General features: G+C 52.6%; 1 protein-coding gene. It reads left to right on the top strand.

Features of this window, described 5'->3' with window-relative positions:
• Positions 1-270, top strand: a 270-nt coding sequence (locus tag ACSV5T_RS09875; protein WP_438321000.1) for a hypothetical protein, incomplete at both ends; no start/stop codon positions are given.

The raw sequence follows: 270 nt of genomic DNA on the forward strand, positions 1-270 counted from the left end.
ACGTCCAGATCCGGGCCGACGGGACGATCATCCTGCTCGACTTCGGAATGGTCGGGTCATCGACTGCCCAAGACATGGCGACGATCCGTAAAATCTTGCAGGCGTTCATCTCGCTCGATTATGACGGTGTCGTCGACGGACTTGAAGACTTGCGTTTTCTGTTGCCGACGGCGAACAAGCACAACATTCGTCAAGCGCTTGAAAAAGCGGTCACGTTCTATTTAGAGACCGATATCGACACGGTCGATACGAAGCTGATCGAAAAAGTGT

The organism is Veillonella sp. ZSJB6 (assembly GCF_051549505.1).
Classification (GTDB): Bacteria; Bacillota; Negativicutes; order Veillonellales; family Veillonellaceae; genus Veillonella.